This is a genomic window from Pseudoalteromonas sp. OF5H-5 (assembly GCF_021530695.1).
Classification (GTDB): domain Bacteria; phylum Pseudomonadota; class Gammaproteobacteria; order Enterobacterales; family Alteromonadaceae; genus Pseudoalteromonas.
On record NZ_JAKGBF010000024.1, the window covers coordinates 33,448 to 58,042 of the forward strand.

The following is a 24,595-nucleotide window of genomic DNA, read 5'->3' on the forward strand; positions in this document are numbered from 1 at the left end:
GCTGTTTAAATAATCAGCAATATATAAGCATGTATGTACCTAGATGTTAATAATAAGTTTGTTGAAAGATATTCATGTGTAAAAAATTAGGCACAAAAAAACGCCCAAACAAGGGGCGCTTTTGATAAAGGAATCTTTCTTAGGTTAGCCGCGAGGGCCTGCTGCTTTGATTGCTTCAGAAACATCGTATTTAGCGAAGTTTTCTTTGAAGTCAGCCGCAAGTTTAGCTGCATATTCCGCATACTTAGCCTGATCTTGCCATGTATTTACCGGATTAAGTAGCTTGCTATCAACACCTTCCACTGCCACTGGTACATCTAAATTTAGTGCCTCAATGTGCTGTGTCTCAACGTCCTCTAATGTATCGTTTACGATTGCATCAATCACGGCGCGAGTTGTTGGAATGTCAAAACGCTTACCAATGCCATAAGGACCACCAGTCCAACCTGTGTTTACTAGGTAAACTTTAGCGCCAAACTCACGCACGCGTTTCATTAGTAGCTCAGCGTACACGCCTGCTGGACGCGGGAAGAAAGGAGCACCAAAACAAGTTGAGAAAGTTGATTCGATATCAGAAGTTGAACCAATCTCAGTTGAGCCTACTTTCGCTGTGTAGCCACTAAGGAAGTGATAAGCCGCAGCTTCTTCGCTTAGGATTGAAACTGGAGGTAATACGCCGCTCACGTCACAAGTTAAGAATACAACTGCACGAGGCTCGCCCGCGCGGTTTTCAACTTTACGCTTTTCAACATGCTCAAGAGGGTAAGCTGCACGCGTATTTTGCGTTAAGCTTGAATCGGTATAATCAGGAGTACGCGTTTCATCTAGCACGACGTTTTCTAAAATAGTACCAAAACGGATTGCATCCCAAATAACAGGCTCGTTCTTTTGTGACAGGTCGATACATTTCGCATAACAACCGCCTTCAATGTTGAATACGCTACCAGGTGCCCAACCGTGCTCATCATCACCGATAAGAAAACGCTTAGGATCCGCAGAAAGCGTAGTTTTACCTGTTCCTGATAGACCAAAGAATAACGTTGTGTCACCAGCTTCGCCAACGTTTGCACTACAGTGCATAGGTAGCACACCTTTTGCTGGTAGTAAGAAGTTCTGTACAGAGAACATCGACTTCTTCATTTCACCGGCGTAATGCATACCTGCGATAAGCACTTTGCGCTGTGCAAAGTTGATGATAACGGTACCATCGCTGTTTGTACCATCACGCTCAGGATCACAAACAAAAGAAGGAACGTTCATCACCTGCCATTCAGGTAAATCAGTTTTGTTATAAGAGTTAGGTTCGATAAACATGTTTTTAGCGAAAATGTGGTGCCAAGCAGTTTCAGTCGTTACAACGACTGGTAAATAGTGCTCTGGATCCGCACCGACTTCTAAGTGAGAGACGAAGTGGTCATTTTCAAGAACGTGCGCTTCTACGCGAGCCCATAAAGCATCAAACTTAGCACCTTCGAATGGGCGGTTTACGTTACCCCATTGGATGTCATTTTCTGTGCTTGATTCTTTTACGATGAAACGGTCGTTTGGTGAACGTCCAGTACGACGACCAGTTTTTGCAACAAAAGCTCCATTTGCGGCTAAAGTGCCCTCGCCACGACGGATAGCGTGTTCGACAAGTTCAGCTGCGGTTAAATCGACAAAACGAGTAGCGCTTGAAGTCATGTTTATACCTAAAAAGTGAGAGTTGAACGGGATAGCTCTGGGGTACTCTTGCCCTTAGCTAAATTTATAGTAACAGATGAAATTGAGATATTCGAGCCTTTAGAGTGCTTAAAATTACATAAAAACGTCAAAAAACTTGAATAATTTCAATGATACCGGTGTCATAACTTTTGTATGTTTTATGACACCGGTATCACCCAATAGCCATAAAAAAACCGCCAAAAATGGCGGTTTCATTTTGTAATTAAGGGCTAAAGCGCAACTTAATTAAATAACGATTTAATATCTTGCTCGTTAAAAACGTAGTTTTTCAAGCAGTAATGACAGCTAATATTGACCTCGCCGTGTTTTTGCAAGTCTTCCATCAAGGCTTCTAGTCCGACATTGGCCAGCGCATTCTCGGTTTTTTCTCGGCTACATCCACATACAAACGAGATAGCTTGCGGTTCAAAAAGTTGAGGATTGTCTTCGTGATACAGTCTAGTTAGTACGGTATTGGCGTCTAAATCTAGTAGCTCTTCATCTTTAATCGTGTCGCTTAGTGCTTCAAGATGTTGGAAATCGGCAACAGACTTTTCTTTATTGACGGGCAGTACTTGTAAAAACAGACCTGCCGCTTTCACTTTATCGCCGACTAGGCTTGTTGCGAACCATAAACGGGTTTTCAATTGCTCAGATTGCTCGAAGTATTCTTCTAAACATTCGGCAAGTGATTCTTTAGAAAGGGGAACTATGCCTTGATAGCGTTCGCCTTTTGTCGGTGTAATGGTGATAACCATATACCCTTTGCCCATGAGCTCAGGTATAGATGATCCCAAAACCTCAGATTGCAGCCTTGCCACGCCACGCATCTGTTGTTTGTGATTACCATTGATCACCGCATATTTTACTGGACCATCACCTTGGAGCTGAACCGCAATGTCACCTTCAAATTTTAACGTAGCGGTCAGTAAACTGGTTGCAACCAATAACTCGCCTAATAGGTGTTGCACAGGCTCTGGGTAGTTGTGACCGCTAATGATGTCAGTAAAAGTCTGTTCTATTTGTACAAGCTCACCACGTACGTCTAGCTTGTCAAAAATATAACGATGAAGTAAATCAGTCTGCATCAATGAAAATCCTAGTTTGATTTCAATTTAAGTAATTCACGGCGTTGTTTCTTGTCCGGCTTAGTGGCAGGACGAGGCGCAAACAAGCTATTGTTTTGGCGCGCCAACGCGTTTTGCGTTCGTTTTTCAATGCTTGCTTCAGACTCTTCATAAAGAGTTTGAGCAATTGGAGCCGCTTGTCGCTTTTCCATGATTTTGAGTATGGTTACTTCTTTCTCTTCATATCCTTGGGCTAATTTCACTACCGCGCCGACTTCAACCGTTTTACTTGGTTTACAGCGTTGACCGTTGTAATGTACTTTGCCACCTTGGACCATATCGCGAGCAAGCGCTCGTGTTTTGTAAAAGCGAGCAGCCCATAACCACTTATCAATACGAACTTTCTGTTCAGATTGGTTGTTTTCCTGTTGGAGTTTTGTCACAATTCGTTAACTATTTGCTAGTGTGAAATTTAACCTAACAAATTTAGCATATTTCGTTATGCAAACAAAGTAGATGACAGGCACTAAACTTGTGAGTTAATCGCACTTTACCTAAAAAATGAACTAATATGTGTGTCTATGTTCCAAGGTTAAGTTTAGATTCAGTTAATTGGCCTACGGTGTACCTATTTAATTAAAAGTTTAACAAATGCACGCTTGTTGAAAAAATTTCGAGGCGGTACACTGGGGCGTTCAAGAAAATAAGAAAAGTATTATATGGAATTACAGTTACAACAGCTTCAGAAGTTTTGGCTTGGTTTGCCTCACGCAAAATTGAGTCGTATCATTGTTGTCCTGTCGGTTGTTTACGTTGCGTTTCTCTTTTCGCAATTATTTTGGTTGTTATGGCCAGTGCCACAAACACAACCCTTGCTTCCAGCATCACAACTGTATAGTCAATCAAGTAGCGGTATCACAAGCCAAGGAATTGTCGCTCAAAATTTGTTTGGTGAGGCAAATGCTAAGCCTGATACCAAACCACAGCCCGTGGTTTCTGATGCACCAGAAACAACGCTTAACGTTAGGCTAACCGGTATCGTAGCGGTAAGCCAAGATGATGGTGCGGGTCTTGCTATTATCGAGTCTCAGGGTCGCCAGGAGACCTACTCAGTTGATGCACCAATCACAGGCACTCGCGCTAAGCTTGCCCGAGTGTTACCTGATCGTGTGATTTTGGATGTCAGTGGGCGTTTTGAAACGCTGATGTTAGATGGTATAGAGTTTAGTCGCACTGTGGCGATGCCAACAAAGTCAAAGAAAATCGTCAACAGCACAGCTTCACCAACCCCATCTCGAAATGAACTAGCAAATCGTCGCCAGGAATTGCTCAGCGATCCAGGTAAATTATTTGATTATATTAAGATTGCTCCGGAACAGCGTAACGGCGAAGTTATTGGCTATCGTCTCTCACCTGGAAAGGATCCTGAATTGTTCGAACAGGTGGGGCTTAAAGCGAATGATTTAGCAATCGCAATTAATGGGTTTCAGCTCACGGATATGAAACAGGCTATGTCAGCTATTAATGAACTTAGAACGAGCACAGATGCGAACATCACGATTGAGCGAGACGGTCAAGTGATGGATGTGCAGTTTAGCCTGTAAAGTTACTAATTTTGGAGTTTTAGAATAATGGGTAAAAAGCTACACCTCACAAAAACCAAAAAAGGGTTAGCTAAGTATGCAACGCTCTTGATTGCTGCTGGTATTTCACTTTCTGTTTCTGCGGTTGAATATGCCGCGAACTTCAAAGGTACCGATATTAATGAATTCATTAATATCGTTAGTGATAAGCTGAATAAAACTATCATCATAGACCCTAACGTGCGCGGTAATATCAATGTTCGCAGTTATGAGTTGATGGATGAAAAGCTTTATTATCAGTTCTTTTTAAACGTGCTGGAAGTGTATGGTTATTCTGTTATTGAAATGGATAGCGGTGTGCTTAAGGTAGTTCGTAGTTCTGATGGTAAAAAGTCAAATGTACCTTTGGTATCTGGTGAAGAGCTAGGTAATGGTGACGTAATGGTAACACGCGTTGTTCGCGTGAAGAACGTTAGCGTGCAAGAGCTTGGTCCACTTATTCGTCAGTTCAGTGACCAAAAAGATGGTGGTCACGTAACCAATCTAAATTCAGCAAACGTGATGATGCTAACTGGCCACGCGTCCTCGGTGAATCGCCTAGTTGATATAATCAAAACGGTTGACCAAGCAGGTGATAAACGTGTTGATATCGTTAAGCTGAAGCATGCCACTGCTGAAGATGTTGTTAAAGTCGTTGAAAAGATTTTTCAAGATTCAGGGAAAGGCGGTGTACCAGACTTCCTTATCCCGAAAATTGTGTCAGATACCCGCACTAATAGCGTCATTGTCAGCGGCGAGTCACAGGCGCGTAGCCGAGCTGCTGAGCTTATAAAGCGTTTAGACGACGAGTTGCAATCCCAAGGCAATACTCAGGTCTTCTATCTGAATTACGCAAAAGCTGAAGATCTGGTTAAGGTTCTTCAAGGCGTGAGTAAATCGATTGAAGAAGAGCAAGCCGCAGGTCAGCAAGCAAGAACTCGCAGTAGTAGCAAAAATGAAACCAGCATTGAGGCGCATGAAGACTCAAACTCATTGGTGATAACGGCGCAGCCAGACACTATGCGTTCACTGAGTCAAGTTATTAAAAAACTGGATATCCGTCGTGCCCAAGTATTGGTTGAAGCGATTGTTGTTGAGGTTTCTGAAGCCGATGGTATTAACCTTGGCTTACAATGGATCTCTGAAAAAGGCGGTATGCTACAGTTTAATGACGGTACAACTGCACCAATTGGATCCATAGCGGTTGCTGCTGAGCAAGCACGTGACAAAACAGTCACTAAAAATATAACAGGTACAGAATCTGGAAAAACAACGGAATATGATGAGACTGTTAAGGGCGATTTGACTGGGCTTGCCAAAGTTCTAGGCGGTATTAATGGGTTAGCCGCAGGTATTGTCAAGAATGATTGGGGTGCAATCATTCAAGCGGTAACTACTGATACCAACTCAAATATTCTTGCCACGCCATCGGTTACGACTATGGATAACGAAGAAGCGTCCATGATCGTCGGTGAAGAAGTGCCAATTGTTACGGGTTCAACGGCGAACGACAATAATTCAAACCCGTTCCAAACGGTAGACCGCCAAGAAGTGGGTATTAAATTAAAAGTAACCCCTCAGATTAACGATGGCACAGCGGTTCAACTGACGATAGAACAAGAAGTATCAAGCGTGAAAGGTGCGACGTCGGTGGATATTCGAGTGGCTAAACGTGCTATCAATACCACGGTTATTGCTGATGATGGCGGCATGGTTATCTTAGGTGGTCTGATTGATGAAACCGTTCAAGAAAGTGTATCTAAAGTACCACTATTGGGTGACATTCCAATATTAGGTCACCTATTTAGATCAACAGGGACTAAAAAGGAAAAACGCAATCTATTAGTATTCATTCGTCCGACTATTGTACGTGATAGCCGCAGTATGAATGAAATTAGCCATTCAAAATATAACTTTATCCGTGGTGAGCAGCATAAACAAAGAGAAGATGGCATTGAGCTAATGCCATTTGAAGACACGCCAATCTTACCTAAGTGGGATGATAAGCTTACTCTGCCTCCTACGTATGAAGAGTTCTTAAAAGAACAAAACAAAAAAGAGCGTGAAAATGATTGATGAGAAAGTCACGCCGGATTTAGGAGCTGAAGCTGAAGAGATGGCAGCGCAGCTGCAAAGCGCTGAGCCAATACTAGGTGAGGTGGCTGAAATGCCGCCCGTCCCAGCAATCACTTTACGTTTGCCATTTTCGTTTGCACGTCGCAAAGGGGTGTTACTCAGCCCTGATGGCGATCAGGCTAAGCTCTTTCACAAAGGTACGCTTGATCTTGAAACGCTGATGGAGGTACGCCGAGTTGCAGGAAAGACATTACATCTCGAAGCTTTAGATGAAGAACGCTTTGAGCATATGCTTGAGGCGTCTTATCAAAGAGACAGCTCTGAAACACAACAGATGATGGAAGACATCGGCAACGAGATGGACTTGTTCTCGCTTGCTGAAGAATTGCCACAAACAGAAGACTTGCTTGCCGCGGATGATGATGCGCCTATCATCAAGCTAATTAATGCCATGTTGAGTGAAGCGATAAAAGAAGGTGCATCGGATATTCATATCGAAACATTCGAGCAAGAACTAGTTATTCGCTTTAGGGTTGATGGTGTACTGAAAGAAGTCTTGAAGCCAAACCGTAAATTGTCTTCATTATTAGTTTCTCGTATCAAAGTAATGGCTAAGCTCGACATCGCAGAAAAACGTGTGCCGCAAGATGGTCGTATTAGTCTGCGGATCGCGGGACGAGCCGTGGATGTGCGTGTATCAACGATGCCATCAAGCTTTGGTGAGCGAGTGGTGCTGCGTCTACTAGACAAAAATAATGCGCGATTAGATCTCGAAGATTTGGGCATGACCCAAGCAAACCGCGATGCGTTTGCAGAGATCATAGCCAAGCCTCACGGCATCATACTGGTTACCGGTCCAACGGGCTCAGGTAAGAGTACGACCTTGTACGCAGGCATGACACAAATCAATTCTAAGGATCGCAATATTTTAACGGTTGAAGATCCGATTGAATATGAAATCCCAGGCATTGGCCAAACACAAGTAAATCCAAAAGTGGATATGACATTCGCTCGAGGTTTACGTGCGATCCTACGTCAAGATCCCGATGTGGTGATGGTTGGTGAGATCCGAGATTTAGAAACCGCGCAAATTGGTGTTCAAGCATCTTTGACCGGCCACTTGGTATTATCCACACTGCATACGAATACGGCCGCTGGTGCTATCACGCGTATGGAAGATATGGGGGTTGAGCCATTCCTTTTAAGTTCATCACTACTAGGCGTGCTGTCACAGCGATTGGTAAGAACACTTTGCCCTAACTGTAAAGAAGCGCATTTGGCGGATGAACGAGAATGTGAACTACTGGGTGTGGCCAAAGACAGTGGCACGCAAATCTTCCGTGCAGTCGGCTGTGAAGAGTGTAATTTCAATGGTTACAAAGGCCGTACGGGTATTCATGAGCTTCTCATCGTTGATGAGCCCATCCGTGAACTTATTCATAACGGTAAAGGTGAGCAGGCGGTTGAGAAGTATATTCGTAAGCGTACGCCAAGCATCCGACAAGATGGCTGTTCGCGAGTACTTGCTGGCCAAACAACCTTAGAAGAAGTAATGCGTGTAACACGTGAGGAAGGCTAATGGCAGCGTTTGAATACCGCGCCTTAGATGGTAAAGGCAAAGAGAAGAAAGGAATTTTAGAGGCGGATACGGCGAAGCAAGTTAGGCAGATGCTAAGAGAAAAAGCCATGATGCCACTTGAAGTTTTGCCTGCTGCGGAGAAAGATAAAAACCAAAGTAGTGGTGGTTTTACGCTTTTTAAAGGCTACCGTCCCTCGGTATCAGACCTTGCCTTGATCACGCGCCAGTTGGCAACCTTGATCCAATCCTCTTTACCTGTTGAAGCTGCGGTGATGGCTGTAGCTGAGCAATGCGAAAAGCCAAGACTAAAGCGTATGCTGATGGCGGTAAGATCAAAAGTCGTTGAAGGTTATACACTTGCAGATGGTATGTCGGAGTTTCCTCACGTATTTGATCACTTGTACCGCTCAATGGTTGCCGCTGGAGAAAAGTCAGGGCACTTAGATGAAGTACTAAATCGCTTGGCCGATTACACTGAACAGCGCCAGCATATGCGCAGCCAAATTACGCAAGCGATGGTGTATCCCATTATTTTGGTCATCTTTGCTATCGCGATTGTTTCCATTCTATTGGGAACGGTAGTACCAAAGATCTTGAAGACCTTTGAGAAATCCAAGCAAGCACTGCCTTGGACAACAGAGTGGGTTATGGCTGCCAGTAATTTTGTACAAAACTACTGGATGATCACATTGGCAGTGGTTGTCATTGGCACCTACGCGATTAAAAAAGCATTACAAAAACCTAAGATCCGCTTTTGGTATGATAGTAAGCTGCTGAGTTTACCAGGTCTTGGTAAGGTAACTCGCAGTGTCAATACTGCACGATTTGCGCGTACCTTAAGTATTCTCTCATCGAGTTCCGTTCCACTGCTTGAGGGCATGAAAATCTCAGGTCAAGTACTTGAGAACGAAAAAATCAAAGCATCCGTTGCAGAAGCAGCGACTCGGGTGAGTGAAGGTGCAAGCCTTAGAGCGTCGTTGCAACAGACTAAAATGTTCCCACCTATGATGCTGCACATGATTGCCAGCGGTGAAAAGTCGGGGGAATTAGAACAGATGCTTGAGCGTGCTGCGAATAACCAAGAAAGAGAATTTGAAAGTATGGTAAATGTCTCGCTGAAGTTGCTAGAACCTGCGATGATAGCGACGATGGCAATTATTGTACTGTTTATAGTTATGGCGATTCTTCAGCCGATTATGGCGATGAACAAAGCCGTAGGATTGTAGTCAAAAAGGAAAGGCCATCGCATGTTTTTGCATGGTCATCAATAACAGCATTGAGGTAAACATTGTGAAAAAACAATCAGGTTTCTCACTACTAGAAGTGATGGTGGTACTTGTTATCATCGGTATGATCTTATCTATCGTTGCGCCTAACGTGATGGGTCAACAAGAAGAAGCAGCAAAGGAAAAGGCACGTCTAGATATTCGTCAGATTGAAGACGCAATGAAGATGTACAAGCTAAAAAACAAACGCTATCCAACCACAGAGCAAGGCTTGGAAGCTTTGGTAACGCAAACAAATATTGACCCGGTACCAAAACGTTTCCCTGAAGGTGGCTTCATTTCTAAGCTTCCAGAAGATCCATGGGGTAATCCTTACCAATTAGTAAGCCCAGGCGAAATGAGCCAAATCGATATTTTTTCAATGGGTCCAGATGGCGAAGTTGGAACAGATGATGATATCGGAAACTGGGATACGGAAGACGAACGTTAATCTATGTTAGCACCTCTGTACAAGCCGACATTAGCCAAGGTAAAGGGCTTCAGTTTACTTGAAGTCCTTATTGTCTTGGTGATCATTGCTTTTTCAGTAAACCTCATTACTTATACCGTCAGTGATAGTGATGAGGAAGAGCTCGAAACCATGGCTATGCGTGTGCAGGGGACGATTAATCTCGCGTCAGAATTTGCAGTACTAAATCAGGTAGAACTTGGCTTTCATCTGGATAAAGGTGTGATTGAGTTTTTGGTTTTTGATGGTGAGAAATGGCGAACTTTCGAAGCCGACGATATCTACAAACCAATTGAGCTGCCTGAGCAGTACAAAGTGGAATTGATCTTAGAAGATCTGCCGTGGTCTCAAGATAACTTACTTGAGCAAGCAAATTGGCGAGAGCTGATGAGTGGCGGCGACGACGACAATTTACTTGAACTTAAAAAACTCAAGATCCCGCAAGTACTTATTTTATCTTCCGGTGAGGTCAGCGCATTTAGATTAAGTGTGGAAAATAAAGAGCTACAAGAGCCTATCTTCTTCATTGAAGGTGAGTTTATGGCGCCCGTCGGGCTTAAGCGGGAACCGGAAGAATGAGCCCAAGAAAAAGCTTAGGATTTACTTTACTTGAAGTCATGGTTGCGTTAAGTATTTGCGCTGTGGCTGGTATTGCTGCAATGCAAGCAACAAGCGAACATATAAACCATATCAGCTCGCTTGAAGAACAAACCTATGCATCGTGGGTGGCAGAAAATCGCTTGGTATTTTTGCGCGCGCAAGGTGATGACTGGCATGGGAAAAATGGTAATAAAGGCGAAGAGGAAATGGCCGGGGTCACTTGGTATTGGCAACAACATATCCTACAAACCGCAGATCCTAACTTTGTAAAGCTCACCGTGCACGTTTTCCGCGAGCCTGAACTCAAAAACTCAGTGTATGACATCACCACTTTTATGTACCGGAGTAAGTAGTGACTGTTCATACACCACAGCGTGGTTTCACACTAATAGAAGTCTTGTTGGCTCTAGCGATTTTAGCGGTAGTGGTGACGGCGACTCATCAAATTTTAGATTCAACGCTAAAGGCTCAAACGGCCTCAGCGGAAAAAATTGCCGAAATAGAAGGGCTACAAACGACTTTCCGGTTGATGGATCAGGATTTTAATCAGATCACTAAGCGGGAAGTTAGAAATGAAGCTGGGGACTTTAGCCCAACTTATATCATTCATGGTCGTTATGAGCTCGATAGCCAATACGATGGTATCGCTTTTGTTCGTGATGGTTGGACTAACCCTATTAGTTTATTGCCTCGCTCTGAACTGCAGGCTGTGGGCTATCGGGTTATCGATGACAAGCTTGAGCGTATTTATCGAATATACGTTGATCAGCTAGATGGAACAGAGCCCCGCGCTCAGGTTATCTTGGAAGATGTAGAAGAGTTAAAGTTTGAATTTTTGGATGACAAACTAAAATGGCAAGCTGATTGGAAGTCTAAATCGTTACCTAAAGCGGTTAAAGTTACATTACAAAGAAAAGACTCGGATCCAATAAGCCGTTTATTTTTAACGCCAGGCAGTGGTGTTGCTGATGATAAGGGGCAACAGCCATGAAGCAGCAAGGTGCAGCTCTAGTTATCGTACTTTTCATCGTTGCATTGGCAGCGACAATTGCCGCTGAAATGGCAAGTAGTTTAATGGTGCAGGTACAAAAGGCCTCGAATATTCAAACTCAGCAACAAGCCAAGTGGTATAGCTATGGTGCTGAGGAATTAGTCAAAAGAGCGTTGATACAAGCGAAAAAAGATGATCCTGATACCGTTAATCTAGACCAGCCTTGGGCTCGTGAAGAAGTGCCTTACCCTGTTGACCATGGTACGTTGAGCGGTAAAGTTACAGACTTACAGGCATGCTTAAACCTGAATGCCTTGAGAGCAAAGTCACAAACAAATGGAAATAACCAAGGTGGTCAGCAGATTGGTGGAAAGAATACAAACCCAGCCCATGCTGCACTATTGGAACTTTTGAAGAATATTGAGGATTTGCCGAGTAACGAAAGCGAGGAAGCCCTTGCTGATAGTGTGTACGACTGGCTTGACGAAGATAGCATTACTTACCGCTCAGGGGCAGAAGAAGACGAGTATATGTCTAATCAGACGCCTTATTTAACGGCTAATAATTTGATGGCGTCCGTAAGTGAGCTACGAGTAATTAAGGGCTTTAATCCGCTGGTGATGGAAAAGATTAAGCCTTATGTTTGCGTGATCCCCGGAAGTGAGGAGCTCGCGGTAAACGTCAATACGATATTGCCAGAGCAAGCGCTTTTACTCAGTGCGCTTATACCTGGTTTATCGAAATCAGGTGCTGAAGCTATTATTTCTGCAAGACCAAAAAAAGGTTTTACCGATATCAATGAATTTTACACGGAAGTCGCGAATCAAGGGGTCAAAGACCCTAACAAGACTTCCAAAATTTTTACGATTAACAGCAATTATTTTCAGTTGCGAGCAACAGCTGTGTTTGATGAGCGACGCTTTTCTCTCACATCAATTATAGAAACAAAAGATGGTAAAGCGTACGTGCTTGCTCGTAAATTTGGAGGCGTAGAGTGACAGAACAATTATTGATCCGTGTGGGTCAGTCACACCAGGAGACAATACACTGGTTAGTGTGGTCAACAGAACAACAACAAATTATTGCCAGTGGTGAATTAGAAGGGAGTGAACAACTTGGTAGCCTTGCCGAAAAAGCGCAAACGAGACCGGTTGTTTTGTTACTACCAGCGACTGCGGTGCAATTACGTACGCTAGAGTTACCAGCAAAATGGAATAGAAAACTAGAGCAAGCCTTACCGTTTATGCTTGAGGAGCATGTCGCGACCGACATCGATGCGCTATTTATCGCAATTGGTAAACCGGGCATGAAAGCCGACACACATACTATCGATGTCGCGATTTGTGATAGCAGTTGGCTACAAAGCTGGTTTAGTGCCTTCGATGATGCAGAGATCAGTGTAAGTAAAGCGCTACCGGACGCCTTATGTCTGCCGCTTCATGAAGAGATGACTAGTGCCGTGCAGTTAGGTCAGCAATGGCTATTCAAACACAATGCTTGGCAAGTTGGCACTGCTGAACTTAGCTGGGTTAATGAGTACCTCGCCATTGCGGGTGTTGAACAGCTGGCGCATTTTAGCCCTGCAAGCGATTTCTCAGAAACGATAACGCTTACTGCGCAACAACAAGATTACGATTTACCTTTAGCCATCTTCGCGAAATCACTATCAAATATTGATTTTAATTTGCGTCAAGGTCGGTTCGCTGCGAAGAAAAAGCAGCCGCAGTGGTGGCGTGACTGGCGCAGTGGCCTAATAGCGGCGAGCGTGGCAGTAGTGAGCTTTATCGCAATTAAAGGCACTCAGCTGTATGTGATAAGTCATCAAGCTAATCAGCTAGAAACCCAAGCGGTCGCTATGTATCAACAGGCATTTCCAAATAAAGTAGTGCGTCCGCACTTATTGAAAAAACAGATCCAGAATGAGCTTGATGCGTTATCTGGCACGGAACAAGGCGGTTTGCTCGAATTAACTAATCACTTTGTGGCTATTTATGAAGAGGTCGATGCCTTCGCGCCTGAAACGCTGCGTTACGACAAACGTAGGAATGAGCTTAGAATTAGAGCACGCGCAAAAGAGTTCCAAGTATTTGGTCAGGTCAAAGCAATTTTAGAGCAACGCGGTGTAAGTGTTGAACAGGGGGCCCTGAACAATGATGGTGACTTTGTGGTGGGTGAAATTCGCATTCGAGGTGCAGCATGAAGCAGCAAGTAGTGAACTATTGGCGTGGTTTAAAAGAGCAAGAACAAAAACTGTTGATTGTTGCTGGCGTTATTTTTGTCGTTTTTGTTCTAGTAATGGGTATATTCAAACCTTTGAATCAGGCTGTCAGCGATGCCGAAACTAAGCTAAAACGTAATCACGAACTCGTAAATTGGGTTGGTCAAAGCGTGAGTAAGCTGAAATCTAGCAGTCCTGCACAGGTGATTAGCGGCGGCAATATCAGTCAGATAGTCAATAACACCCGTGGCCGTTTTCAAATTGATATCAGCAAAATGCAACCTAGTGGCGAAAGCTTGCGTTTAACCATCGATGATGTGGAATTTAATAAACTTGTTGCTTGGATAGATGAACTGACAAATAAGCATGGAGTAAAAGTAGATAACCTAGACCTTACACAAGGGAATTTACCTGGCTTTGTGCGTGTTAGTCGCTTGGTTTTAGAGAAATAATTATGAAAAAAACACTATCTCTACTCATTATATTTTTACTCGCATTTATTATTTTTAGTGCTTTTACTATGCCAGCAGCGGTGTTGCTGCAAGTTTTTAAAGGTCAATTGCCAGCTAATTTGCAGCTAGGTGCAGTAAATGGTTCTGTTTGGCATGGTCAAGTGAGCGGTGTGAGATTCAATAACATTCAATTGAATCAGGTTAAGTGGGAGCTTGAACCGTCGTCATTACTACTTGGTGATCTGGCAGGCAATGTACAGTTTGGTAATGCGAGAGATAAAAATGAGATCTCAGGGAAAGCTAATTTCTCATCGAATTTAGTAAGTAAATCAGTGACGGTAAATAATGCCTCACTTCGTTTCAGTGTTGAGCAGGCTATGGATCAAGTAACTCTGCCATTGCCGGTTGATGCCAAAGGGCGCGTTATCGTCAATGTGAAGGAGTACCAAAGTGGTGCACCGTACTGTGAAGGGCTAAATGGTGAGATAAGTAGTCCAAATATTGATGTTAAAGGCATGAATGGTTGGTTTAGTATCGGCGATCTTAGTGGTCAGCTCGATTGTAAATCAGGAGATATTGCCGTGGTTGTTGACCCTGAAAACCGTTTGGGCTTACAGGCTGATGCGACATTAGCTGCCAATTTCCAGTTTCGCGTGTCTGGTAATATCAAGCCAGATGCAAGTCTACCAAAAGAAGTACACGATGCTGTTAAGTTTTTGGGTAGACCGGATGGCGAAGGTCGTTACCCAGTAAATTTATAATATACTTCTGTCATATCAGACTTTAGTTAATCTAATCTCAGGTTAGTTATTAATATAAAAGCATTTTTGTAGGCGCTTATACGGCGCCTAAGTTCAAGGCAACACTATGCACGACTTCTCTTTTACTGCAGCTGATCAGCTGAATTTAGAAAACTACTTTTCTGCGCGCAAGCTTTCTATTGATATTGCTTTTTTACAAGGATATTTATTTGCTACCTGCATAGACCCAAACGGTATTGAGGTTGATAAGTGGCTTAAGACTTTAACCAATGCGGATCCAGAATTAGATGAGAGTATTGCATTTGCATTGATGGCTTTACATCATGAGATTTCTGAGCAGGTATATGAAACTGAATTTCAATTGCCTTGGAATGGTGAAACACCACTTGAGCAAAAAATTAATTGGGCCGAAGGATTTTTAATGGCGGCGACGCCCTTTTATGAGCAATTGATGTCCAGTCCGCTCGCCGACGATATTAAACAAGCTTTGCAAGTCAGCACAGAACAACTGGGGCTTTTTGCACTTGGTGAGCAACAGCTAACGATTTATTGTGACAAAGTAGGACAGTCACTGACCGAGTTTCAACTAACTCAAGCACAATTGGCTGATGAGTTTGCCGCATCTTATGCTGAATTAGTCGAAGTTGCCGCAGTGAATAGTGGGTTATTTGAATAATCTTTACGCGAGATCTAACTCGATAAATGTGCAACGCTGTTGGCATTGCGCCACGGCTCTATTTGACGTCGATTGGCTTAAACCGAGAGCAATGGGTTGCTGGCAGCTTGGGCAATTGACAACGCGTCCTTGACTAAGCTTTTTGATGAGCGCTTTTTGATCATTAAAGGATTTTGCCGACTTTTTATTTAATTGACTAAAGTCCATTATAACCCCTTTGCTTCATGAATAGCTTGCTCCGCAATTTCACAGATTTTGACGAGATCGGGGCCGTAGAAATACAGGTTATAGTCGTTTTCTTTACAATACTTGAGGTGGAAAAGCCTTACTTTTTCATCTGTTGCAAGGGCTTCGTCAATGTAGCGCTTTTCGTCATCTGTCATGGTAATTGTTTTTACGACATTGGCTCTGGCGATTCTTGCAGCCGTGCTGCGTTGTACTTTGCTGGACTCGCTGAGCACTTCAACGCCTTGACCAAGTAATCTATCTCTTGGCTCTTTAATCAATGGATGATCCACAGTAAACAGAGCAACGACTATAATGGCTAATACTAAGAATTTTTTCATAATCTGACGCTGATTTGATCTAGCTAACAAAAATCTTGTTCCTAGTGTAATAAACTTGTCTGTCAGGTCGCAACAAGTCTCTCATCATTTATGGTGGGTTTTAGCTCAACTTACTATTAATCATAGAGTTTCAAAGCGTATAATAGTAAGCGCTAAACTATGTCATGGGGCACATTGCAATAGTTTAGCCTGTATTTTTCAAGGTCACTGTAGCAAGTGCATCTCGTTCCAAAGCACTAAGGAGCTTCCATGGAGAACGAAAGAATCAAGGTTAAAAATATACCGTCTGAAGTAAAAATTCAAAAGCCAATAGGTGGCACTGAAGGGAAATCGCTCAATAGCTCTACGCCCGATCGTTTTAATCCTCGCAATCGCATATATGTCCGGGCGGTGTCTGGCCTACATCAACTGCTAAGAAGGCGTATCGGCTTTATTGGTATGTTGGCATTTATGGCTTTACCTTGGTTAAATTTTCACGGTCATCAGGCGGTGTTGTTCGATATTTTTGAGCAGAAGTTTAATATTTTTGGCATGACACTATGGCCACAAGATCTGACTATCTTTGCTTTTATTCTGATGATAGCAGCATTTGCTTTGTTCTTGGTGACCACTTTTTATGGCCGAGTATGGTGCGGCTACACCTGCCCGCAGACCGTTTGGACGTTTATCTTTATTTGGTTTGAAGAAAAGTTTGAAGGAACGGCAAATCAACGGAAAAAACTAGATCAGAGACCGATGGATTTTGACAAGTTTTGGCGAAAAACGGCAAAACACGGTAGCTGGATACTCTTTTCACTATATACCGCAATCACTTTTGTTGGTTACTTTACTCCGATCCGCTCATTGATCCCTGATTTACTTACTTTTTCAGCAGGCTTCTATTCCGTCATTAGCATCATCGTGTTTACCATTTGTACTTATGGTAATGCTGGTTGGATGAGAGAAATTATGTGTTTACACATCTGTCCCTACTCTCGCTTCCAATCAGCCATGTTTGATAAGGACACGTTTACCGTCGCCTATGATAGCGAACGAGGTGAAAGTCGAGGTCCTCGAGGACGCAAACAAGATCCAAAAGAGCTTGGGCTAGGAGATTGTATCGATTGCAACCTGTGCGTTCAGGTGTGTCCTACCGGTATCGACATTCGTAATGGCTTGCAATATGAATGTATCAACTGTGGTGCGTGTATTGATGCCTGCGATGGTGTTATGGATAAGATGAACTACCCGCGCGGATTGATTGCTTACACTACAGAGCGCAATTTAGAATCATCTAGCGAAAAGACCAAACCAGTACGTGGTAAATTAATCGGTTATTTATTGATTCTGGTCGTTATCACTGGTGCATTAGTTGCGAACATTGCGATGCGTAAGCCGATGGATCTTGATATTATTCGGGATAGAAATCAGCTTTATCGTGTCAATATTGAGGGATTGGTAGAAAATACCTATACCTTGAAAGTGATAAACAAAGCGCAAGTTGAGCAGAAATTTTCTATTGCTATAACGGGTCTCAGTAATTATCAGGTGATCGGTAAGCAAGAGGTGCACTTAGCTGCAGGCACGACATTAGATGTGCCACTCTCTGTTGTGATTGACCCATATGATTTGAAAAAGCCAGTAACTGAATTTGAGTTTGTGCTTATTAACCAAGACGATCCTGAAGAGCGGCTGGCGCAGCCGACCAATTTCTTCAAAGGAAGATAATAGAGTAAGGTAAAGCGAGGTATAAAACCTCGCTTTTTTATAAACATTATGAACGATTTTAGTTTTAACGCGCTGACACCGGATCTTATTTTAGATGCGATTGAGGCACTTGAGATATATCCGACAACGGGATTATTGGCCTTAAACAGCTATGAAAACCGTGTTTATCAATTTGGTGCTGAGGACGGCAAGCGTTATGTGGTGAAGTTTTACCGCCCAGCGCGTTGGACGGATGAACAAATTCTTGAAGAGCATGAGTTCGCGCTGGCAGCGAAAGAAGCTGAAGTGCCAGTTGTGGCACCTTTAATTATTGCTGGGCGTAGTCTGCACTTTCATGAAGGTTACCGCTATACGTTGTTTCCAAGCGTTGGTGGACGCCAGTTCGAACTCGATAATCTAGACCACTTAGAAATTTTAGGTCGCTATCTAGGGCGCTTGCATTGTCTGTCGGCTGAGCGAGCATTCGAGCATAGACCACAGCTCAATACCCAGCGTTTTTTGGTTGATGCGCAACAAACACTGCTAAAAAGCCAGCTAGTACCTAGTCATCTACATACTCCATTTGTTACTATTCTTGAGCAAGTTATTAACAAAGCAACCTCAAAGTATCAAGTTGCCAAAACACTTCGGCTTCATGGGGATTGCCATGCTGGAAATTTATTGTGGTCTAGAGATCAATTGATGTTGGTGGATCTTGACGATTGTCAGCAAGGCCCTGCAATACAAGACTTGTGGATGATGTTAAATGGCGACCGCAACGAGCAATTGGTACAGTTAGACACCCTGCTTATGGGTTACGAAGAATTTATGCCGTTTGATTCAAAAGAGCTTGCGTTAATTGAGCCGCTACGTGCCATGAGAATGGTGAATTATATGGCTTGGTTGGCACAGCGCTGGCAGGATCCTGCATTCGAACGGAACTTTTCTTGGTTTGCGACAGACAAATACTGGGAACAACAGATCCTAGCGTTAAAAGAGCAATTTGCCGCATTAGATGAACCAAGTTTGAGCCTATTTCCTTAAAATTAGAGAGAGTAACATGCTAAAGAAATTCAGAATCGCATTAGTCGCACTATTTTTGCCTATTGCAGCAATGGCTTCAGACTTTACCGAAGGTGAGCACTACACGACCTTAACAACCGAACAGAGTAAATCAGAGAAAGTTACCGAGTTTTTCTCTTTTTACTGTCCTCACTGTTTCCGCTTTGAGCCAATTGCAAAAGCGATTGAAAAGAATTTACCAAAGGAAGCTCGCTTTGAAAAAAGCCATGTAAACTTCCTACGAGGTATTCCTACAGAGACGCAAAGTAATCTTAGCTATGCCTATATTATTGCCGAGCAAGAAGGCAAAGCGGATGTGATTGCTGAGAAGATTTTTAATGCTATTCATGTTGAAAGAAACAAACTGTTAGACATTAAAGATTTGAAAACACTAATGGAGTTAAATGGGATTTCTGCTGAAAAGTTTGAGCAGGCTGTAACGAGTATGCCTGTCGTGAGTGCTGAAAATAACATGCTTAAAGCACAAAATAAGTTTTCTGACGCGGGTGCACTAACAGGCGTTCCAACTTTTATCGTAAATGACAAATACAGAATCGAAATGAAAGGTATCAAGAGCCAAGAGCAGCTTGATGAATTGATCGCATATCTATTAAAAAAATAAGGACTGGAGAAAGTTAGTATGTTGAAAGTATTAAAAGGCTTAGCGGTTGCACTAATGCTTCCTCTTCTTGCTCAGGCTGCGCCATTTGAAGAAGGTGTGCATTATGAAGTTATTGCCGAGCGTGGCACGAAAAAGCCTGAGGTAATGGAGTATTTTTCTTTTTATTGTCCAGCCTGTAACGCAATGGAAAATTTAATCGTTGACGTTAAACCAAAGCTGGACGAAGGCGTTAAGTTTAAAAAGAGCCATATAGATTTTGTTGGTCCAAGAGAGCCTGAGATCCAACAGGTGTTGGCACAAGCACTTGCAACTGCTGAAGTGCTGCCACAAAAAGACAAGATAGTTGCAGCCATGTTTAATCATATCCATGGCAAGCGCGCAAAAATCAATGAACTTGCTGATGTAAAAGATATCTTTATTGCACAAGGTGTTGAAGAAGAGAAGTTTGATAAACTTTATGCCAGTTTCTCTGTTCGTACTAAAGCTTCAAAAATGCAACGAATGCAGAAGACACTTTCTGATAAAGGCGCGCTAACAGGTGTACCAATGTTCGTGGTAAACGGTAAATACAAGCTATTGCTTCGTGAGTCTGGTACGACTAAGCCTGAGCAAATTGCAGCTTTGGTGAATTATTTAGCAAAGAAATAAAATCTAATTTGTATTAGACTAGCCCTGCAATTGTTGCGGGGCTTTTTTATGTTTAAAGTTTTAGTTTCTAGCTGTTTATTAGGTTATCCGGTGAGGTATGACGCCTCTTCACAAAGCCTTCAAGACAATACGTTGCAGTATTGGCGGCAAAAAAATTGGGTCTTACCGCTGTGCCCCGAAGTATCTGGTGGTTTACCAACACCTCGCCCATCGGCTGAAATAGCAGATGGTAAAGTTTTGAGTAAACAAGGGGATGATTTTACCACCGCGTTTGAACTCGGTGCTAAAAAAGCGCTAGCGGCTTGTCTTCAGCACGATATAAAGTTTGCGTTGTTAAAAGAGTCCAGTCCGTCTTGCGGCAGCAATCTGATTTACGATGGTAGTCATACAGGTAAAAAAATAGTAGGGCAGGGGCTAACGGCGTCTTTATTACAGCAATCCGGTATTCAAGTCTTTAGCGAAACTCAACTGCCAGCACTTATCACAGCGATGGCAGCCAGTCGTTAATCGTTAGAGATCACTTTCTCACTAAGTAAACGCCAGATTCAATATGATGGGTATAAGGGAACTGATCGAAAATTGCCATGCGTGCGATTTTATGTGTTTCACATAACAAGGCTAAATCACGCTCTAATGTGTCTGGATTACATGAGATATAAATAATGTTGTCGTAGTTGCTGACTAAGCGACAGGTTAATTCATCCATACCAGCACGAGGCGGGTCGACAAGAATCGTTTGGCAATCATAGGACTGTAAATCAATACCATCTAATCGAGAAAACTTCTGCCCTTTCATGGCTTGTGTAAACTCTTCACTCGACATGCGAATAATATCTAAGTTATCGACTTTGTTTGCTGCAATATTAAATTGTGCAGACTTTACTGATGATTTAGAGATCTCCGTAGCCAGCACTTTATTGAATGAACCAGCCAATGCAATTGAAAAGTTACCGTTACCACAATAAAGCTCAAGTAGATCGTTGCTTAGCGGTTCACTGATGGACTGCGCCCAAGCTAGCATTTTCTGATTCACTTCCGCATTCGGTTGCGTAAAGCTGTTCTCAACCTGCTGATAAATATACTCTTTACCGTTAACGCTTAGTTTTTCAGTTACATAGTCGTTGCCAAACACAACCTTTTGTTTTCTAGCACGACCGATAAAATCAACTTTATAGGTTTGTTGCAACTCGGCTCTCAATGTCTGCATCGCGGTTTGCCACGCTTCATCTAACTGCTTGTGATAAAGCAAGCTGATCAGTACTTCACCACTCAGTGTCGTGAGGTAGTCGATCTGAAACAGTTTACGACGCAATATTTCGTTGCCTTTCAGCTGATGTATCATCACCTGCATCATTTCATTGACAAGCGGCGCACCAGGATCAAAGCTATCAACACGGATCTTTTCTTTTGTTTGCTGGTCAAACATGATGTGAAACAGATCTTCACCCTCATGCCATACTCTAAATTCACAGCGCTGGCGGTAATGGCGAGTTGCAGATTCATACACTTCAAGTGCAGGTGCATCAAACTGTGCAAATTGTGTTGTGATACGCTCAGCTTTATCTGCTAACTGTTGCTCGTATGCTGAATCATCAATTTTTATTACTGCCATGCTAAAACCATCTATGTTGAATTAAGAGGCGCTATTTTAGGGAGCGTTGCTAATTTGTCCAGTCTAGCATCACTGATGCGTCTGGTTTGCTGTTTTTTTAATCATTATACTTTAGCTTTGCGCAAATATGCCGATAATCTAACTAATATATTGGAGGGCATACCATGAAAATCGGGCAATTAAATCAGTTGCTCAATCCAGCTATGCAGCATAAGCCTGGAAAGAGCAAAGGGATAGGACCAAATATCCAAATTAATTCAGACAGCTATGCGGGGAATAAATCTAAGCTAGCAGCTAAAATTCTTGATGATAAGCTTGCAGAAGCGTTGGGGATTGAGAAGCCGACACAAGATAAAAAAGACAAGCCACTATTTGATTTTGAATCTATTGTCAAAAATGTACTCGATTTTGTTCAGGGTGCAGTGAAGAAAGCCAAAGTCGACGGCAAAAATGATGACGAATTGAAATCCATGCTAGATGGGGCACGTAAGGGCGTGCTTCAGGGTATTGATGAAGCCAGCGAAGAGTTAAAAGGCATGGGCGCTTTCAATTCCGACATCGAAGATGGTATTGAAAAATCACGAGAAGGGATTTTTAAAGGTTTAGATGATTTTGAAAAAGAATTGTTTGAAGAAAAGTCGCCAAAGGCATTAGCGATCAGTGCCGCACAGTTTGCGAGTCTTTCTAATCAGGCTGAATATGCATTTACTACAGCTGAAGGGGATGAAGTCGTTATTTCATTCTCCGATGCGTATGCTCAGGGAGCCGCTGCGAGTGTTGCGCAAAAAGGTAATGATTATGGCATGGCATATGGCACTAAGTCCTCTCACGAAGTCAGTTTCTCAATTAAGGTAAATGGTGAGCTGAACGAAGAGGAGCAGCAGGCAATTAACGATATGATGGAAGATATCCGTAATGTCAGTGATTCCTTTTTCGGTGGTGAATACGATGAAGCTTTCGATTTGGCAAAGTCGCTTAGCTTAAACTCAGATCAGATCACTAATTTCACGATGGATTTAAGACAAAGTAAAACATCTGCTGCGATTGCTCAATATCAGCAAGGCAATCCAATGAAAGACTTAGAGAAGGCATTTATGCCACTGAATAAGCAGTTAGCAGATGTGCGAGAGCAAGCTAAGGGACTCAATGCCGATAATGAGTTGCCAAACCTGCTTGCTTGGATGAATGAAGGTCAGTCGAGACTAAATGAATTTTTGGATTATGCTAGTAGCTTTTTTAGTAAACTGAATGAACTAAATAAAGAGCAAGTTGAGCAAAAACAAACAAGCTAAGCCAGTTTATTTTCGCGAGGACTCATGGCAAACTTCATACTTCATTGATTTGAGGTATGAAGTTTGTCGCATATTTTGGTTTTCGATTCGGGGATCGGTGGCACCAGTGTGCTGTCGCACTTAAAGGTATGTTTGCAGGGGGGTTCATTTAGTTATGTTATGGACAACGCTTTTCTCCCATATGGCCTTCAGCCTCAAGAGCTAATCAAATCACGTATCAAGGGACTTATTCGTTGGCAACAGCAATACTTGGGCAATGTTGATCTTATCGTTATTGCATGTAATACCGCTTCAACATACGCGTTGGAAGAAGCCAGAAAACATACCCAGATTCCAATTATAGGTGTTGTTCCTGCTGTTAAGCCTGCTGCGTCTAGTTCAAAGACCAAGCACATCGCACTATTGGCAACACCGGCAACGTCAAATAATGCTTATACACATAAGCTCATCATGGATTTTACCTCAGGTTGTAAAGTTGAAACTTTGCATTCAACGGAGCTTGTAAGGATCGCTGAGCACTTTTATTGGCATAACGAGTTGGATAAAGAGGCACTTTGCGCGGAAATAGACCGGCTTTACATTCCAGCCACTGTTGATAGGCTAGTGTTGGGATGTACACATTTTCCGTTGATAGCTCACGATATCAAGAATTGCTTACAGAAGCATGTGGAGCTGGTTGATTCTGGCAAAGCAATAGCCAATCGCGCAGTGTCATTGTTGGGAAGTCAAATAGTAGTAGGAGAAAAGGTGCCGAGTGCATCGGAAGTGCGTTTCTATGCAACGGCACCAGTAATGGGTAGTAAAGAAGTAATCTCTATTATTAATTTAAATAAAGATTAATTAAGCGGGTGAGTGATCCATCTCACCTTCAGGCTTTTGCTTTGCTTCTCTTACTTTTAATGTACGCTGTTGAAATTCACGTTCATTGAGTTGAGTAATCGCCTTTTCTGCATCTTGCTTAGACATCTCAACAAAACCAAAACCACGTCGTTTGCCTGTGTTTTTATCCTTAAGTAGGCGAACTGAAAATACTTGCCCTTGCTCTTCGAAAAGCTCGCGGACAACATGTTCGTTGGCTCGATATGGTAGATTACCTACATATAATGTAGTGGTTGATAAGTTTGATTGTTTTTCTTGTTGTGTATCACTTTTTAAAAACTGGCTTATTACGCCACCGATGATAATACCTACGGCAAGCATAAGAGCAGCGTCGAGCTGAGTAGAGCTTAATGCAAGATCAACAATGAAAAAGCTCGCTACTGCAATAACCAAAGTGATCAAAATTGCTTTATGATCAAAAGACTTCATATAAATATACCAATTGAAAGAAGGTTAAACATTAATTTAACAAGTGAGTTAGCTATCTTAACGAGTTAATTAAACTTCGCAATAATTAATATAGTTCTGATAGTAAGATTTGTCCTTTTTTGCATGGTTTTTATACTAAAAAGTGGGTTTTGGTTAATGTTTGTTCGAACGATCAAAAAGATCGAAAAAAGAGTTGCACTAAAATCGGATCGCCCTATAATGCGACCCCACTGACACGGGGCGCTACGCTGAAAAGCAAAGCAGCAACGAGTTAGCGTCAAGTAAAACTTAAGTTCGAAACTTCTTCTCAAGAAATTCA

Annotated in this window: 27 protein-coding genes; 20 read left to right on the top strand and 7 right to left on the bottom strand. The window is 42.6% G+C overall.

Translation table 11 applies throughout. From position 1 onward, the window contains the following. Positions 1-144 precede the first annotated feature (144 nt). The 3 genes from L1271_RS22585 to hslR all read right to left on the bottom strand — a co-directional run bounded on the left by L1271_RS22585 (position 145) and on the right by hslR (position 3,214). Positions 145-1,683 (bottom strand): phosphoenolpyruvate carboxykinase, encoded by a 1,539-nt coding sequence (locus L1271_RS22585; RefSeq protein ID WP_235368856.1) that lies wholly within the window; start codon positions 1,681-1,683, stop codon positions 145-147. A gap of 263 nt (positions 1,684-1,946) precedes the next feature. Next, the gene (hslO, locus tag L1271_RS22590; protein WP_010604366.1) at positions 1,947-2,792 is read right to left on the bottom strand and encodes an Hsp33 family molecular chaperone HslO; all 846 of its coding nucleotides are present in this window, start codon (positions 2,790-2,792) and stop codon (positions 1,947-1,949) included. 11 nt (positions 2,793-2,803) lie between these two features. Continuing rightward, positions 2,804-3,214, bottom strand: a complete 411-nt coding sequence (gene hslR, locus L1271_RS22595) for a ribosome-associated heat shock protein Hsp15 (RefSeq protein WP_010378496.1) — start codon at positions 3,212-3,214, stop codon at positions 2,804-2,806. A 276-nt stretch (positions 3,215-3,490) separates the two neighbouring features. Between hslR and gspC the strand changes: the two genes are divergently transcribed. The 13 genes from gspC (at position 3,491) to L1271_RS22660 (ending at position 15,480) form a co-directional block, all read left to right on the top strand. Then, positions 3,491-4,375: a type II secretion system protein GspC gene (gspC, locus tag L1271_RS22600; RefSeq protein WP_010604367.1), complete on the top strand. Its 885-nt coding sequence runs from the start codon at positions 3,491-3,493 to the stop codon at positions 4,373-4,375. Positions 4,376-4,402: 27 nt separating this feature from the next. Further along, positions 4,403-6,469 (top strand): type II secretion system secretin GspD, encoded by a 2,067-nt coding sequence (gene gspD, locus L1271_RS22605; protein WP_010604368.1) that lies wholly within the window; start codon positions 4,403-4,405, stop codon positions 6,467-6,469. A gap of 91 nt (positions 6,470-6,560) precedes the next feature. After that, positions 6,561-8,048, top strand: a complete 1,488-nt coding sequence (gene gspE, locus L1271_RS22610; protein WP_174171065.1) for a type II secretion system ATPase GspE — start codon at positions 6,561-6,563, stop codon at positions 8,046-8,048. Beyond that, entirely contained in the window at positions 8,048-9,274 is a 1,227-nt protein-coding gene (gspF, locus tag L1271_RS22615; protein ID WP_010378505.1) for a type II secretion system inner membrane protein GspF, read from the top strand. The genes gspE and gspF overlap by 1 nt, the downstream gene beginning before the upstream one ends. A gap of 64 nt (positions 9,275-9,338) precedes the next feature. Beyond that, positions 9,339-9,764 carry a type II secretion system major pseudopilin GspG gene (gene gspG, locus L1271_RS22620; protein WP_026001105.1) on the top strand — a complete coding sequence of 142 codons (426 nt, stop codon included), beginning with the start codon at positions 9,339-9,341 and terminating at the stop codon, positions 9,762-9,764. Positions 9,765-9,767: 3 nt separating this feature from the next. Further along, the gene (locus L1271_RS22625) at positions 9,768-10,361 is read left to right on the top strand and encodes a prepilin-type N-terminal cleavage/methylation domain-containing protein (RefSeq protein ID WP_099031896.1); all 594 of its coding nucleotides are present in this window, start codon (positions 9,768-9,770) and stop codon (positions 10,359-10,361) included. Next, positions 10,358-10,735: a type II secretion system minor pseudopilin GspI gene (gene gspI, locus L1271_RS22630; RefSeq protein ID WP_099031897.1), complete on the top strand. Its 378-nt coding sequence runs from the start codon at positions 10,358-10,360 to the stop codon at positions 10,733-10,735. Before L1271_RS22625 ends, gspI begins: the two co-directional genes overlap by 4 nt. After that, entirely contained in the window at positions 10,735-11,373 is a 639-nt protein-coding gene (gene gspJ / locus L1271_RS22635) for a type II secretion system minor pseudopilin GspJ (protein WP_235368857.1), read from the top strand. The genes gspI and gspJ overlap by 1 nt, the downstream gene beginning before the upstream one ends. Further along, positions 11,370-12,371, top strand: a complete 1,002-nt coding sequence (gene gspK / locus L1271_RS22640) for a type II secretion system minor pseudopilin GspK (RefSeq protein ID WP_099031899.1) — start codon at positions 11,370-11,372, stop codon at positions 12,369-12,371. The genes gspJ and gspK overlap by 4 nt, the downstream gene beginning before the upstream one ends. Beyond that, positions 12,368-13,573 (top strand): type II secretion system protein GspL, encoded by a 1,206-nt coding sequence (gspL, locus tag L1271_RS22645; RefSeq protein ID WP_235368858.1) that lies wholly within the window; start codon positions 12,368-12,370, stop codon positions 13,571-13,573. Before gspK ends, gspL begins: the two co-directional genes overlap by 4 nt. Further along, positions 13,570-14,043: a type II secretion system protein GspM gene (gspM, locus tag L1271_RS22650; RefSeq protein ID WP_235368859.1), complete on the top strand. Its 474-nt coding sequence runs from the start codon at positions 13,570-13,572 to the stop codon at positions 14,041-14,043. Before gspL ends, gspM begins: the two co-directional genes overlap by 4 nt. A 2-nt stretch (positions 14,044-14,045) precedes the next feature. Further along, positions 14,046-14,804, top strand: coding sequence for a type II secretion system protein N (locus tag L1271_RS22655; RefSeq protein WP_099031902.1), 759 nt, complete (start codon positions 14,046-14,048; stop codon positions 14,802-14,804). Positions 14,805-14,910: 106 nt separating this feature from the next. Further along, the gene (locus L1271_RS22660; protein ID WP_017219430.1) at positions 14,911-15,480 is read left to right on the top strand and encodes a UPF0149 family protein; all 570 of its coding nucleotides are present in this window, start codon (positions 14,911-14,913) and stop codon (positions 15,478-15,480) included. Positions 15,481-15,483: 3 nt separating this feature from the next. Here L1271_RS22660 and L1271_RS22665 read toward each other — a convergent pair whose 3' ends face one another. Then, positions 15,484-15,687: a hypothetical protein gene (locus L1271_RS22665; protein ID WP_099031904.1), complete on the bottom strand. Its 204-nt coding sequence runs from the start codon at positions 15,685-15,687 to the stop codon at positions 15,484-15,486. Continuing rightward, positions 15,687-16,046: a hypothetical protein gene (locus L1271_RS22670; protein WP_223193819.1), complete on the bottom strand. Its 360-nt coding sequence runs from the start codon at positions 16,044-16,046 to the stop codon at positions 15,687-15,689. Before L1271_RS22670 ends, L1271_RS22665 begins: the two co-directional genes overlap by 1 nt. Before the next feature lie 249 nt (positions 16,047-16,295). Here L1271_RS22670 and ccoG point away from each other — a divergent pair, with 249 nt between their 5' ends. The 5 genes from ccoG to L1271_RS22695 are packed head-to-tail and all read left to right on the top strand — an operon-like array spanning position 16,296 to position 20,571. Continuing rightward, the gene (gene ccoG, locus L1271_RS22675; RefSeq protein WP_099031905.1) at positions 16,296-17,753 is read left to right on the top strand and encodes a cytochrome c oxidase accessory protein CcoG; all 1,458 of its coding nucleotides are present in this window, start codon (positions 16,296-16,298) and stop codon (positions 17,751-17,753) included. A 48-nt stretch (positions 17,754-17,801) separates the two neighbouring features. Further along, positions 17,802-18,776, top strand: coding sequence for a serine/threonine protein kinase (locus tag L1271_RS22680; protein WP_235368860.1), 975 nt, complete (start codon positions 17,802-17,804; stop codon positions 18,774-18,776). A gap of 16 nt (positions 18,777-18,792) precedes the next feature. Next, complete coding sequence (locus L1271_RS22685; protein WP_010604381.1) at positions 18,793-19,416, top strand: thiol:disulfide interchange protein DsbA/DsbL; 624 nt, start codon at positions 18,793-18,795, stop codon at positions 19,414-19,416. Positions 19,417-19,434: 18 nt separating this feature from the next. Continuing rightward, the gene (locus L1271_RS22690; RefSeq protein ID WP_010604382.1) at positions 19,435-20,064 is read left to right on the top strand and encodes a thiol:disulfide interchange protein DsbA/DsbL; all 630 of its coding nucleotides are present in this window, start codon (positions 19,435-19,437) and stop codon (positions 20,062-20,064) included. Positions 20,065-20,112: 48 nt separating this feature from the next. Further along, complete coding sequence (locus tag L1271_RS22695; RefSeq protein WP_010604383.1) at positions 20,113-20,571, top strand: DUF523 domain-containing protein; 459 nt, start codon at positions 20,113-20,115, stop codon at positions 20,569-20,571. 10 nt (positions 20,572-20,581) lie between these two features. On the opposite strand, the gene trmA is transcribed toward L1271_RS22695, so the two are convergent. Continuing rightward, positions 20,582-21,676: a tRNA (uridine(54)-C5)-methyltransferase TrmA gene (gene trmA, locus L1271_RS22700; protein ID WP_010604384.1), complete on the bottom strand. Its 1,095-nt coding sequence runs from the start codon at positions 21,674-21,676 to the stop codon at positions 20,582-20,584. 164 nt (positions 21,677-21,840) lie between these two features. Here trmA and L1271_RS22705 point away from each other — a divergent pair, with 164 nt between their 5' ends. Together L1271_RS22705 and murI are read left to right on the top strand one after the other, a co-directional pair. Beyond that, the gene (locus L1271_RS22705; protein WP_235368861.1) at positions 21,841-22,968 is read left to right on the top strand and encodes a DUF5610 domain-containing protein; all 1,128 of its coding nucleotides are present in this window, start codon (positions 21,841-21,843) and stop codon (positions 22,966-22,968) included. 63 nt (positions 22,969-23,031) lie between these two features. Beyond that, complete coding sequence (gene murI, locus L1271_RS22710) at positions 23,032-23,808, top strand: glutamate racemase (protein WP_102057649.1); 777 nt, start codon at positions 23,032-23,034, stop codon at positions 23,806-23,808. Here the strand turns inward: murI and L1271_RS22715 are convergent, their stop codons facing one another. Then, positions 23,809-24,276, bottom strand: coding sequence for an RNA recognition motif domain-containing protein (locus tag L1271_RS22715; RefSeq protein ID WP_102057648.1), 468 nt, complete (start codon positions 24,274-24,276; stop codon positions 23,809-23,811). Positions 24,277-24,595 lie beyond the last annotated feature (319 nt).

What these genes read in the sequence shown, in the direction of transcription:
- L1271_RS22585 (WP_235368856.1), bottom strand. Translation starts at nt 1,683, where the DNA reads ATGACTTCAAGCGCTACTCGTTTTGTCGATTTAACCGCAGCTGAACTT.
- hslO (WP_010604366.1), bottom strand. Translation starts at nt 2,792, where the DNA reads ATGCAGACTGATTTACTTCATCGTTATATTTTTGACAAGCTAGACGTA.
- gspC (WP_010604367.1), top strand. Translation starts at nt 3,491, where the DNA reads ATGGAATTACAGTTACAACAGCTTCAGAAGTTTTGGCTTGGTTTGCCT.
- gspD (WP_010604368.1), top strand. Translation starts at nt 4,403, where the DNA reads ATGGGTAAAAAGCTACACCTCACAAAAACCAAAAAAGGGTTAGCTAAG.
- gspE (WP_174171065.1), top strand. Translation starts at nt 6,561, where the DNA reads ATGCCGCCCGTCCCAGCAATCACTTTACGTTTGCCATTTTCGTTTGCA.
- gspF (WP_010378505.1), top strand. Translation starts at nt 8,048, where the DNA reads ATGGCAGCGTTTGAATACCGCGCCTTAGATGGTAAAGGCAAAGAGAAG.
- L1271_RS22625 (WP_099031896.1), top strand. Translation starts at nt 9,768, where the DNA reads ATGTTAGCACCTCTGTACAAGCCGACATTAGCCAAGGTAAAGGGCTTC.
- gspI (WP_099031897.1), top strand. Translation starts at nt 10,358, where the DNA reads ATGAGCCCAAGAAAAAGCTTAGGATTTACTTTACTTGAAGTCATGGTT.
- gspK (WP_099031899.1), top strand. Translation starts at nt 11,370, where the DNA reads ATGAAGCAGCAAGGTGCAGCTCTAGTTATCGTACTTTTCATCGTTGCA.
- gspM (WP_235368859.1), top strand. Translation starts at nt 13,570, where the DNA reads ATGAAGCAGCAAGTAGTGAACTATTGGCGTGGTTTAAAAGAGCAAGAA.
- L1271_RS22655 (WP_099031902.1), top strand. Translation starts at nt 14,046, where the DNA reads ATGAAAAAAACACTATCTCTACTCATTATATTTTTACTCGCATTTATT.
- L1271_RS22660 (WP_017219430.1), top strand. Translation starts at nt 14,911, where the DNA reads ATGCACGACTTCTCTTTTACTGCAGCTGATCAGCTGAATTTAGAAAAC.
- L1271_RS22665 (WP_099031904.1), bottom strand. Translation starts at nt 15,687, where the DNA reads ATGGACTTTAGTCAATTAAATAAAAAGTCGGCAAAATCCTTTAATGAT.
- L1271_RS22670 (WP_223193819.1), bottom strand. Translation starts at nt 16,046, where the DNA reads ATGAAAAAATTCTTAGTATTAGCCATTATAGTCGTTGCTCTGTTTACT.
- ccoG (WP_099031905.1), top strand. Translation starts at nt 16,296, where the DNA reads ATGGAGAACGAAAGAATCAAGGTTAAAAATATACCGTCTGAAGTAAAA.
- L1271_RS22680 (WP_235368860.1), top strand. Translation starts at nt 17,802, where the DNA reads ATGAACGATTTTAGTTTTAACGCGCTGACACCGGATCTTATTTTAGAT.
- L1271_RS22685 (WP_010604381.1), top strand. Translation starts at nt 18,793, where the DNA reads ATGCTAAAGAAATTCAGAATCGCATTAGTCGCACTATTTTTGCCTATT.
- L1271_RS22690 (WP_010604382.1), top strand. Translation starts at nt 19,435, where the DNA reads ATGTTGAAAGTATTAAAAGGCTTAGCGGTTGCACTAATGCTTCCTCTT.
- L1271_RS22695 (WP_010604383.1), top strand. Translation starts at nt 20,113, where the DNA reads ATGTTTAAAGTTTTAGTTTCTAGCTGTTTATTAGGTTATCCGGTGAGG.
- trmA (WP_010604384.1), bottom strand. Translation starts at nt 21,676, where the DNA reads ATGGCAGTAATAAAAATTGATGATTCAGCATACGAGCAACAGTTAGCA.
- L1271_RS22705 (WP_235368861.1), top strand. Translation starts at nt 21,841, where the DNA reads ATGAAAATCGGGCAATTAAATCAGTTGCTCAATCCAGCTATGCAGCAT.
- L1271_RS22715 (WP_102057648.1), bottom strand. Translation starts at nt 24,276, where the DNA reads ATGAAGTCTTTTGATCATAAAGCAATTTTGATCACTTTGGTTATTGCA.